The 9,975-nt window shown below is 64.0% G+C and carries 18 protein-coding genes; 2 read left to right on the top strand and 16 right to left on the bottom strand.

The features are described 5' to 3' along the window. Positions 1 to 133 precede the first annotated feature (133 nt). The 16 genes from ACFDR9_RS25510 to ACFDR9_RS25435 all read right to left on the bottom strand — a co-directional run bounded on the left by ACFDR9_RS25510 (position 134) and on the right by ACFDR9_RS25435 (position 8,640). A complete protein-coding gene (locus tag ACFDR9_RS25510; protein ID WP_409032782.1) occupies positions 134 to 1,000 on the bottom strand; it encodes a phage capsid protein in 867 nt (288 codons plus the stop codon). Between the two features lie 227 nt (positions 1,001 to 1,227). Beyond that, positions 1,228 to 2,097 (bottom strand): hypothetical protein, encoded by an 870-nt coding sequence (locus ACFDR9_RS25505; RefSeq protein ID WP_409032781.1) that lies wholly within the window; start codon positions 2,095 to 2,097, stop codon positions 1,228 to 1,230. 3 nt (positions 2,098 to 2,100) lie between these two features. Beyond that, positions 2,101 to 2,502: a hypothetical protein gene (locus tag ACFDR9_RS25500; RefSeq protein ID WP_409032780.1), complete on the bottom strand. Its 402-nt coding sequence runs from the start codon at positions 2,500 to 2,502 to the stop codon at positions 2,101 to 2,103. After that, positions 2,499 to 2,735, bottom strand: coding sequence for a hypothetical protein (locus ACFDR9_RS25495; protein ID WP_409032779.1), 237 nt, complete (start codon positions 2,733 to 2,735; stop codon positions 2,499 to 2,501). Before ACFDR9_RS25495 ends, ACFDR9_RS25500 begins: the two co-directional genes overlap by 4 nt. Further along, complete coding sequence (locus ACFDR9_RS25490; protein ID WP_409032778.1) at positions 2,732 to 4,339, bottom strand: portal protein; 1,608 nt, start codon at positions 4,337 to 4,339, stop codon at positions 2,732 to 2,734. The genes ACFDR9_RS25495 and ACFDR9_RS25490 overlap by 4 nt, the downstream gene beginning before the upstream one ends. Beyond that, positions 4,340 to 4,558 carry a hypothetical protein gene (locus ACFDR9_RS25485; RefSeq protein ID WP_327076175.1) on the bottom strand — a complete coding sequence of 73 codons (219 nt, stop codon included), beginning with the start codon at positions 4,556 to 4,558 and terminating at the stop codon, positions 4,340 to 4,342. It abuts the gene before it with no gap. 2 nt (positions 4,559 to 4,560) lie between these two features. Beyond that, complete coding sequence (locus ACFDR9_RS25480; RefSeq protein WP_409032777.1) at positions 4,561 to 4,965, bottom strand: hypothetical protein; 405 nt, start codon at positions 4,963 to 4,965, stop codon at positions 4,561 to 4,563. Positions 4,966 to 5,038: 73 nt separating this feature from the next. After that, positions 5,039 to 5,281: a hypothetical protein gene (locus ACFDR9_RS25475; RefSeq protein ID WP_327076173.1), complete on the bottom strand. Its 243-nt coding sequence runs from the start codon at positions 5,279 to 5,281 to the stop codon at positions 5,039 to 5,041. Positions 5,282 to 5,335: 54 nt separating this feature from the next. Further along, on the bottom strand, positions 5,336 to 5,473 hold the full coding sequence (locus ACFDR9_RS25470; RefSeq protein ID WP_327076172.1) for a hypothetical protein: 138 nt from the start codon (positions 5,471 to 5,473) through the stop codon (positions 5,336 to 5,338). Then, positions 5,470 to 5,931, bottom strand: coding sequence for a hypothetical protein (locus tag ACFDR9_RS25465; RefSeq protein ID WP_409032776.1), 462 nt, complete (start codon positions 5,929 to 5,931; stop codon positions 5,470 to 5,472). The genes ACFDR9_RS25470 and ACFDR9_RS25465 overlap by 4 nt, the downstream gene beginning before the upstream one ends. Further along, positions 5,928 to 6,407, bottom strand: coding sequence for a hypothetical protein (locus ACFDR9_RS25460; RefSeq protein ID WP_409032775.1), 480 nt, complete (start codon positions 6,405 to 6,407; stop codon positions 5,928 to 5,930). The genes ACFDR9_RS25465 and ACFDR9_RS25460 overlap by 4 nt, the downstream gene beginning before the upstream one ends. Continuing rightward, positions 6,404 to 7,423, bottom strand: a complete 1,020-nt coding sequence (locus ACFDR9_RS25455; protein ID WP_409032774.1) for a DUF1376 domain-containing protein — start codon at positions 7,421 to 7,423, stop codon at positions 6,404 to 6,406. Before ACFDR9_RS25455 ends, ACFDR9_RS25460 begins: the two co-directional genes overlap by 4 nt. A gap of 142 nt (positions 7,424 to 7,565) precedes the next feature. Beyond that, entirely contained in the window at positions 7,566 to 7,760 is a 195-nt protein-coding gene (locus ACFDR9_RS25450; RefSeq protein WP_327076168.1) for a hypothetical protein, read from the bottom strand. Further along, the gene (locus ACFDR9_RS25445) at positions 7,757 to 7,927 is read right to left on the bottom strand and encodes a hypothetical protein (protein WP_409032773.1); all 171 of its coding nucleotides are present in this window, start codon (positions 7,925 to 7,927) and stop codon (positions 7,757 to 7,759) included. The genes ACFDR9_RS25450 and ACFDR9_RS25445 overlap by 4 nt, the downstream gene beginning before the upstream one ends. Further along, positions 7,924 to 8,334 (bottom strand): hypothetical protein, encoded by a 411-nt coding sequence (locus tag ACFDR9_RS25440; protein ID WP_409032772.1) that lies wholly within the window; start codon positions 8,332 to 8,334, stop codon positions 7,924 to 7,926. Before ACFDR9_RS25440 ends, ACFDR9_RS25445 begins: the two co-directional genes overlap by 4 nt. Before the next feature lie 108 nt (positions 8,335 to 8,442). After that, on the bottom strand, positions 8,443 to 8,640 hold the full coding sequence (locus tag ACFDR9_RS25435) for a hypothetical protein (protein WP_409032771.1): 198 nt from the start codon (positions 8,638 to 8,640) through the stop codon (positions 8,443 to 8,445). Positions 8,641 to 8,735: 95 nt separating this feature from the next. Here ACFDR9_RS25435 and ACFDR9_RS25430 point away from each other — a divergent pair, with 95 nt between their 5' ends. Further along, positions 8,736 to 9,446, top strand: coding sequence for a S24 family peptidase (locus ACFDR9_RS25430; RefSeq protein WP_409032770.1), 711 nt, complete (start codon positions 8,736 to 8,738; stop codon positions 9,444 to 9,446). 2 nt (positions 9,447 to 9,448) lie between these two features. Then, positions 9,449 to 9,868 carry a hypothetical protein gene (locus ACFDR9_RS25425; RefSeq protein WP_409032769.1) on the top strand — a complete coding sequence of 140 codons (420 nt, stop codon included), beginning with the start codon at positions 9,449 to 9,451 and terminating at the stop codon, positions 9,866 to 9,868. Positions 9,869 to 9,975: the final 107 nt, after the last annotated feature.

Genomic DNA, 9,975 nt, shown 5'->3' with positions numbered 1-9,975 from the left:
TTGTTTGTGGCTTGGGGGGGAGGGGGTTGTTCTGCATGAGTTTTTGGGTGGTTGGGGGGGGCTGTTGTTGGGGGTGGGCGGTGGGGGGGGGGGGGGGGTGGTTTTCCCCCCCCCCCCCCCCCCCGCTGCCGGGTTAGACGAAGTCGATTTGCACGACACCGTCTTCCCACACGCGCACGGCGCCGAACGAGCCGGCCGCCGATACCTGCATGGTGTCCTTCTTGTCGCCGCGGCGCTGCGACTTGCCTTCGAAGAAGCCCGTGCCGTGGTGGATAGCGGCTTTGGCCCAGGCCACCGTGCTGTAGGTGCCCGCCACGTTGGTGACGCGCTCGTACGGAACCCAGTTGAAACCCATCCACTTGCCGGCGAGGTTGCCTTCTTGGAGCATCTTCACGGCCATGAAGTCGGCGCTGGTCAGCGTGGTATCGGCCAAGATGTCTTCGAGCATTTCCGATGTGTACGCGATGTACAGCTCTTGCGGATCGTCGGCCTCGCCGTCGGCTTCGTTGGCGCGGAAGATCTTCTTGGTCGTGATCAGCTTGGCTTTGGTGAAGCCGGTGCCACCGGCGACGATCTTCTGCCCGGCCGGCAACGCGACCTGCGCGCCTTCCTTTGTCTGCGAGTTGCCCAGGGCGGCCAGGTACATGATGCTGTCCTTGCGGCGGTTCCAGGCCGACGTCAGCGACGTCATGTAATCGCCGGTCGGGTTGGCCAGTACCTTCGGCTCGTCGGCGCGGTCGACCGGCAGCGCCTGGTAGAAGTCGCGCATCAGGCAGACGCGGGTCGAGTGGACGATGTCGCTCCACGCGGTGTCACCGTGGCGCACGTTGTTTTCGGGGGTGTCGTCCAGGATGCCGAGCTTGTTGGCGGTGAACGACTCGCCGACGATGTTGCCGCGGTTGGTGGTGCGCGATTCGAAGCGCGATGTGCGTTGCTGCGCCTGCGTGCGGATAGTGTTGTCGAACTGCTGCACGAAGGCTTGGGTGATTGAATTGGGCATGTGTTACTCCAAAAGGTTAGGGAATCGCCTTCAGGTTGTCCGTCACCGGGCCTGTGCTACGTCCTCGCGCGGCTTGCGTGGATGCGGGCTGAAAGGTTATCCGCTCGCCACAGCGGGCCTTGATTGACGGCAATGATTGCGCGGGTGGGTGGTCGGAATCCCGACTATTTGCAGCGGGCATGAAAAAGCCCCGCACTTGGCGGGGCTGGTGGTGGGCTGGCGCGGCGCTACGCGGCGGCTTCGGTGCCGTACTTGCGCTCGTAGTAGCCGCGCACCTGGGCGCTCGCCCGTTCGTGGTCGGCGTGGCGCGGGTTGGTGTACGCCTCCGACGTCAGCAGCGAAGTGATGTCCGCGTCGGACGTCATGCGTTGGCCGCCGATGGCGCGATCCTCTTGGAACTCCGGGCCAAGCGCCGCCATCAGGCGCACGAAGTGCGGGTTGTTGCCCAGCGGGCCGCTCATGATCTCGTTGACGTCCATGCCGGCCTTCTGCGCCGCCGCGTTGGCGCCGGTGTAGGCGTTCTTCACGTTGCGGTTGAAGTCGGCGTCGGTGGCCCAGGTCTTTTTCAGTTCGGCGGCGGCGGTGCTGGCGTCGTACTGCTGCGCGCCAGCGGCCAGCTTCGGCGCCATTTCGAAGTACTGGCCCATGACGAAATCGACCTGTGCCTGGTTCAGCCCGGCGGCCAGCGCGCCGGTCAGGAAGCCCTGAATGCCCGAGTCGGTGGCGGGATCGATAGCCTCCTTCAGGGCGTCGGGCACAACCACCTTGTACTCGGCGGCGTCCTTCGGTGGGGCGTCGCCGGAACCGAGCCGCTTCTCCAGCGCGCCGTAGGCCTCGGCCATCTTGCGCGCCGACGCGTCTTGGTCGATTGTGCCGTCCTCCTTCGTGACGCGCAGCTTCTCGGGGATGAAGTCGTTGTCGGCCGGTGCCGGCGTGCCGGCGCTTTGTAGCAGTGATGCGGGTGAGGTGTCGGCTGGCGGCACCGCTGATGGCGGGGTAGCAGGTGTACCAGCAGCCGGCGCCGCAACCACCGGCGCGCCGCCAGGTGCTGGCTCGCCAGCTTGCTCCATCAGTCGAAAGCGTTTGAATATGTTCATGGCTTATTTCTCCTTTTGCGTGGTTAAATATTCGAAATCTGCCCTAATACAGGTCATAAACGGGACCTGAGTACCCCCGAAGGTACACCGCCCCGCCGCAATGGCATAAGTGGAACCGGCGATAATAGGCCCCCAATTCGTGGCGTATAGAGCCGAGTTCCCCGCCGTGTTATACGGGAAGGTTCTCGTAAAAGGGATGTCACCGGCGATAGAAACGGTCGTGACGTCAATAGTGCTTGTCGCTACTGTCGGCGGCGAGGCCATTTCATCGATGTCCAGAGGGGCATTTAGCCTATTCGATGGGTATGCCGCAACCGTCGCTGCAATGCGCGTCGCCCGCGCCGTTACGGTTTTGTTGAGCGTCGTTAGATAGCCGGCGGCCGTTAGAGTCGTGGTCAGGCTCATGGTTGTTGATCCCCTTCGTTGGCGTCCACGCCATGGGCGCGGTTGCATTGTGTGACGATGAATTCGATGACGTCGCGCTTGCCGGCGCGGTAGCAGGTTTCCCGGTCGGCTTCGTGGCCGCCGGGGACGTAGACCTTGCTGGCGAATATGCGGGTCAGGTGCTCCAGGATGGCGGCGCCGCGCCGGTCGTCTTCGAAGATCGCGGCGTAGTCCTGTGGGGTCGGGTTGCTCATGCTCCACCCGCCATGTTCTTGGCCATCTGCTGGGCCGCCGGCATGGCCATTTCCTGCTGCGCCTGCTGCTGCTGGGCCTGCTGTTGCGCCTGGGCGCGCCCGTCCCGGATTGCCTTAATGTCCTCGGCCGAGCGCGTGACCTTCGCCGGCGCGCCGCGGCCTTCCGCGATGATGCGCACGCCCTCGTCAATGTCGACGGTGTCCCACACGGCAGGATCTTGCGTAGCCAACGCCAGTTGCCCGACGGTGGCGAACGTCGCTTCCACCGCCGTAACCTCCTCGAGCTTCTGCGCCTTCGCCATTGGCGATTGAAACGTCACGGTGGTGACGCGCCCCACCAGCGACTCGGGCGGGGCGCCCAGCGCGCCGGCGCGGAAGGCAATGCTGAAGCACCGATCGATCATCGGGCTGTACCACTCGGCTTGCATGCGGCCGTAGATCGGACCGAGGAGCTGGCGGATCATCTGCACGCGCACCGAAGTCTCGTAGGCCGTGCGCACCGGACCATCGCCTGGCGCCAGTTGGTCGGCGCGCAGCGTGCGGCGGATGGCCGCTTGCAACTGGTCCTTCTTCGTGAAGGACAGGTCGAACTTGGCGCCCGACTGCAACGCCTTCATGCTGTCGACGCTGTTGGCCACGATGATCTTGCGCGGGCCGACCTTGACCGTGCGCGGGTTGAGCACGCCGTCGTCCTCGGCGATCCACATGCCGGACACGGCCATATCGAGGTTGGTATCCTCGAGGAACACCAGGCGGTTGAGCTGCTTGATGTCGGGCAGCGCGCGGAACATCGGGCCGATCGCGTACTCGCTGGCCGGCAGCTTGGCCCAGCGCGGCGCGACGAACGGGCATTCGTGGTAGCCGGACTCGCGGACCAGGGTCTTGGTGTCCACCTCGACGTGGCAGGACGCGAACGCCAGGTTCTTGGCGCGCACACCCGTGGCCTCGGCGCTGCGCGGGTAGATCGATAGCACGAACTTGACCTTCTGGTCCTGCTTGCCGCTGTCGACAAGCTGGCGAACCTTCTCGCTGACGGCGTCGCGCCCGAAGTCGTTGATGGCCTGCTCGGCGGTGATCTCATAGGGCCGGATCAGCGTGTCGGGCAGGCCGCCCGGCTTCGACGCCGTGATGTAGCACGACGACAGCGCCCACTCTTCGAAGTGGTAGCCGGTGTCGACGCCTTCCTCGATGTACAGCACGAACCAGCCGGCGGCAATCAGGTCGAGGCAGCAGTCCATGCCCTCGCTGTCGAAGTTGCTGCCGTGGATGTTCTTGAAAATCGTCTCGGCGGCGTTGTCGAACCACAGCTTCTCGTCGTCGCTGTCGTTGCCGGCGGACAGGCCGAACCAGCGGCTGTTGCTGGGCGTGCCGCCGGACATCACGGCGGACGCCAAGATCTCGCCCGAGTCCGTCGACGTCGAGTCCATCAGCCGGGCGCGCTTGGCCTGCAGCGCGCTGGCGTCGGCGCTCTCGCCGTAGAAGCCGGCGCCGCGCTCCGGGAAGCTGTAGTCGAAGCAGTCGCGCCAGAGCTGCTCATGCGGCCCGCGCAGACCCTCCAGCGAGGACTTGCGGCGCATGATCGTGGTGGCCAGGTCGTCAGGCATCTATCCCCCGAGCTTGTCTTTGCCCTGCGCCAGCACGCTGCTGGTCGTGGCGTTGTTGGCGACGCCGGCGGCGCCGGACGCGAGCAGCGACTGGCTGCGCTTGGAGCGCCGCGCATCCGCCGCTTTCGCGTTGGCCGCCGTGGTGGCGTCGATCTCGACCTTTTCGCGCTCGACCTTCGGGTCTGGCGCTGGTGGTAACTTGGAACCTCCGCCGCACATGGTCAGGCCTTCGCTGCTGGTGGTGGTGGGCACAGGTAGCCGTCCAGCGTCATCACCGGCGAGGTCAGCGTGGTGTGATCGATGTCGGCGGCGCGCATGCGGCGGTAGTCGTGGCGGGACGTGGCGGGGACTGGCTGCGCCTGCAGCACGGTGCTTGCAGCCTGGATTTGCGCGCCCAACTCGGCGTGGATCTCGGCCCGGGCCTGCGCCATGGCTTCGGCGCGTATCTCGGCCAGGTCGGGAAGTGCCAATTCTGGCACTTTCTCCGGGGGCGCTTCCGGTTTCACGCCCTCGGAATGAGGGGCTTGGTCGAGGTTCAGTTGCGCGCCGGCGGCGTCAGGGGCTGGGGTCAGCGCCTCGCCCGGGACTTGCACGGCGAGGACGCGAGAAGTTTTTACTGTGGACATTGGAGCGCTCCGGTGTTGATCGTGGGTAACGATTCGGAGTATCGCCCGCTGGCCCGGTCGGAATCCCGACCATTTACGCCATGAACGAGTACACGCTCACGGTCGGCGCCTCGCCAGGCTCTTTGCCGCAGCTCTGCGACCAGCACGCGAGCAGGCGCACGCCGTGGTGGTAGCTCGGCTGCGAACCCTGCTTGTAGCCGATCAGCGTGCTCTTGGGAATGTCGGTGAAGTGCGAAACGGCGTACAAGCTCCACCCCTCGTCCTTGAGCTGGACGAGCATGCGGAACCAGTCGACGCGAATTTCAGGCAACGCCATCAAACCCCTCCAAACGCGCGCGCACGCGCGACGAAAGCGCGGACGGCGAGGCCATCACGCCTCTTCCCCATCGATTTTGTGATCCCCCAGGTCCTGCGACATGTCGCCCGCGGCCGAGACAAGCGCGCCAGCGACACAGGCGATGATGCCGGCGATGAATCCGATTGCGAGGTATGCGAGTGTCATGGTCATGCTCCTTCGAGGTGCCGGGCGAGCGACAGAATCGCCAGCGCGTCGGCTTGGTTGTCATCGATCACGGCGAAGCCCTTGGCGCGGGCGACGTCGATCATTTCGGCCTTCTTGGCGTTGCCGGTGCCGGTCCAGTGCTTCTTGACGGTGCCCACTCCGACCGGGATCAGGCGGACGTTGTTCGTCGCGCACCAGGCCTGCAGCATGGCCAGGAAGCCACCGTAGGCATGCGCCGACAGGGTGCTGACGTGGCGCTTGACGTCCTCGTAGTAGACCGCCTGCAGCTCGCCGCCGGCCATGTCGCGGACGCTGCTCAGGTGGGCGCGGAACGCCATCCAGCGCTGGCCGTAACCGCCGCACTTGCCCGGTGCGAAGGACTCGCTGCCGCTTTTGACGGCGCCGCCGCGCAGGCTAAGCGCCCATCCGCCTTGCGTGCCCAGATCGAGGGCGAGAATGTTCATGCTGTTGCTCCTTGGGGTGGTGAAATTGAAACCCGGCTGAACGTGCCGTGGTCGGGCTTGGCCTGGCTGGTGGCGATCAGCGGCTGCTGCTGGGGCGTCTGGCCGTCCTGGCCGATGATCGAGGACAGCTCGCGCTCCAGGCGCTCCATCCATTGCCGCTCGCTCTCGCCATCGGTCCAGCGCAGATCCGGGCGGTTGGCCAGCATCAGGTCGTGCTCGATGCGCGCGAACGCCGCGGGCCATTCAGGCCGCTTGAGCAGCAGCCGGATGTCGGTGGCGGCCTTGGCCAGCCAGTCGAGCCGGTGCAGCTCGGCGGTGATGCGCTGGCCGCGTCCGGCGTCCTTGGCGAAGTGCAGCCAGCACCACCATTCGTTCGTGCCCTGGGTGCTGCTGGTCGTGGTGCCGACCATCGGGCAACCGTAGGCGGCGCACAGGTGCGGGGCGCGACTGGCGGTGCGGTCGTCGTGGGTGCTCATGGCGTGGGTCCTTTGCGTTTGGCGATGGCGTCTTCGATGCGGTGGGCGTAGTCGCGGTAGCTCTCGCCGCTGCGGGCGAACAGGCCCAGCTCGCGGCCTTTTTTGTCGATACCGGCGTCGCTTTTTTTCCACGCCCAGTCGTCGCCGGCGGCCCGTGGCGCCTTGGCTTCGGCCATCGGTGGCGGGTCCAGCAGCTCGGCCACGATGCCGACGAGGTAGTTCGGCGGGATAGCGGCGGTCGGCCCCTTGCTTTCGCGGGCCTTGGCCACGGCGGCGGTCAGGATTTCCATCGACACCTCGCGCTCGGCCCAGTCCAGCACGGCGGGGTGCGTGAACGTCGCGGTCACGCCGAGCTTGCGCAGGGCGACGGACATGGCGATGGCGGGGTTGTTGCTCGGGGGCGGTTCGACTCGGGTCGGCAGCGGCGCGCTGGTCGGCCGATCTGCCTCGGGCGGGTCTTCGCGGTCGGGGACTGCTATGCCGCCGCTGTCCTGCTTTTCGGCGTTTGGTTTATGGGTAATGGGTAGTGGCTTATGGGTTAACGTGTCATCACGTGTGACGGAATGGTGACGGTCACGCTCTGTCACGCGTGACAACTCGGCGGCAAGCTGCTTTGAGGGGGTGTTAAATTCGGGCACGACGCCGTGCTCGCGGAGTTGGTCGAACAGGTTTTGGCGCCTGGCGCGCGCACGCTGCTGCCGGACCTTGGCACTCTCCCGCTTGGCTTCCTCGGCCGGCTCGCGGTCCCAGAACTCCTCAATCACCACCTGGGCGCGCTTCTGCATGTAGCCGCTGTCGGTGGCGTGGAAGAACTTCGCCAGCACGTAGTCGACGGCCTTGCGCTCGGCGGCGCTGGTGGCGCGCGCGACGCGGTACACCTCCTTCTTGTCGAGGGGGAGCGCGCGCTCGGTTTGATACACCTGGTCGAGCATGCGGTTGTAGGCGCCATCCTCGAGCATGGTCAAGCTGACCGTGTCGCGGATGAAGTCGCCGATGTGTTTGTCGTAGAAGTTCATGAGCGGCGCCCCTTGAGGCAATCTCGGTACATTCGGCGCAGAATCGCATCGGCTTCACGCTTAGCGCGGGCGGCCTGGCGCCAGAGTTGCGTCCATTGCCGGCGCTCGGCCAGGGTTTGGGCTTGCGGTAACTCGTCCACAATTACCCCGCCTTCAACCGCAGTAGCGTCGCCACCAGCGCCAGGGCCGTGCGGCGGCCGCGGTCGTCCAGCAGCACGAACTGCGCGAGTATTTGACGGCCCTCAATGTCGACCGCGCTGGGCGGCGCATCATGGGACGATGCCGGTGCTGCGCCCATCATTTCGGCGCCGGCGAAGAAACTATCGTCGCGGTTCACGCCACCACCTCTTCGCCGGCCAGCGCCGCCAGCCGGTCGCATTCCTCCAGCCAGGTCGGCAGTGCCGCCGAGTGCCAGTTCATGGCGTGCGAGTCCCGGCCCTGGCCGCGCTTGAACGCATCGCGCGCCTTCGCCTTGATGGCGTCGATAGTGATGATCTGGTTCATGCTGCCGTCCTCAGTTTTGTGAACAGGCGCAGTTCGATAGCGCGCTCCTGTTCGAGTTGATCGATTTGGGCGCGCAGCAACCGGTTCTCGCGTTCGAGATCGCTTTCAATGCGCATCAGGCGTCGCGGGTCGTAGCCGCGCTTGAGCATCCAGTAGAGCAACCACGCCTCGCTGCCGGTGGCGTCCATCAGGGCGTCCATCGCCGACTCGGATAGCCGCGCCTGGCCGGTCTGCACCTTCGACAGCACCGCCGGGTCGATGCCCGTTTCCAGCGCCACCGTCTTGTCCTGCAAGCCGCTGCTTTTCAGCATGTCGCTGAGCACCTTGCATTCGCTCGTCCAGGCCGGCCAGTCATGCTCCGAGTACTGTTTCAGCGGGCGTTTAATTCGAAGTTCAAGCGAGCTCATGAGAATTTCCTGTGGTTGAAGGTCGGTTCATGGTTAAGATTTCCTGCACTTTGTTTCCTAGCTGCAACGATTTGGACGCGACGATGCCGCCAGCGGCGGCGAGCGGGGTTACTGCGCGGGCGGCGCCGACTGCGCTTTGAAAACGTCAGGCCTGGCCAGCTTCAGGAATTTCAGTTGTGCTTTCGGAATGCCGTTGTGAAGCCACTGCGAGACGGCTCCGGGCGTGACTTCGCAAAGCGCGGCAGTTTTGGCATTGCCGCCAAGCAGCTCGATCACCTTCTCGGGCGCAATATTTACTTCGCTCATGTGTGTTCTCGGTTGGTGTGGGGATGACCGAAGTATAGAACGCTAAACCATAGTGGTCAAGCACTCTTAACGAACATCTGTTTAGAATCCTAAAAATGAATTTATTGTCAGAACGACTCGCCCATATCTACAGCCTGCGCAGCGACCTCGAGGGGGAGCGGGGCCAGTCCGGCCTGGTGAAGGCGTCAGGCGCGTCAAAAAGCGTCGTCAACCAGTGGTTGAACGACAAAATCAAATCGATCGATATCCGCTACGCCCTGGCGATTGAGCGCGAACTCGGTTTTTCTCACATATGGCTCATGACTGGCGACGGCGAGCCGCTGATGCCGGCCGTCGACAGCTTCCGCGACGCCAAGCAGGTGGTGAGTGCAGATCGGGGTGACCCTGATTATGTTGATATCCCGATGGTCGAGTTGCGCCTGTCCGCCGGCATGACCGGCTTCCAGAGCGAGCCAGATCGGCGCGGCGGCGGCACGCTGGGAATACGGCGCAACTGGCTTGAGCGCAGCGGCTACGATCCGACCAAGCTCATCGCCATCCATGTCAAGGGCGAGAGCATGGAGCCGTCGTTATACGCGGGCGACCTGGTGGTGCTGAACACTGCCGACACGAAGATGATCGATGGCGCCGTGTTCGCCGTCAATTACGAGGGCGAGGCCGTTATCAAGCGGTTATCGCGTGATGCGGGCGAGTGGTGGCTGACATCGGATAACCCGGACCAGCGCAAATTCCACCGGAAACTTTGTCGCGGTGGGGAATGCATCATCGTCGGGCGCGTGGTGCGCAAGGAAAGTGATCGGATTTGATAATGAAGAGGTCTATTTTTTTAGCTGCTGTTTGTATGTACGGGAGTGTCAGCGCACAAACGCCTGATAGAAGCCTTGAGGAGCCAGCGCCATATATTCCAACAGAAAAAGTAGTTTTGCCATTTACTGTGGTCACGGCATCGAATGGTCGTGAGTGGATTGAGCAATGCGATATGCCTGTTCTCAAGTCTGAACCCGCCGTTCGAGTTGGATCGTGCTTATCTTTCTTTGTTGGGGTGCGTCGTCTAGCGATGGGAATGCCTGAACATTTCTGTAATCAACAGCTCGAAGGAGGGCAATTCACTGGCGCATGGGACGTCACAATGCACATTGCCCGCGAAAATCCCGAAATGCCGATTGAAGACGTGATCTCTCAGACTATGCGATTTGTGGCGCCATTACCTTGTCGTAAAAAGAAATAATCAGACCGCTTTAATTGGCATAGGGGCGGCCAGTGAAACTAGCCGACCCCTGCCACACCACCCGGCATGCGGGTCCGCACCGGGCGGTTCGAGTAGTTGAGGTTATG

Origin of the sequence: Janthinobacterium sp. CG_23.3, assembly GCF_046115965.1 — a bacterium.
Classification (GTDB): domain Bacteria; phylum Pseudomonadota; class Gammaproteobacteria; order Burkholderiales; family Burkholderiaceae_D; genus Janthinobacterium.
This window is presented reverse-complemented; position numbering and strand designations above follow the sequence as displayed.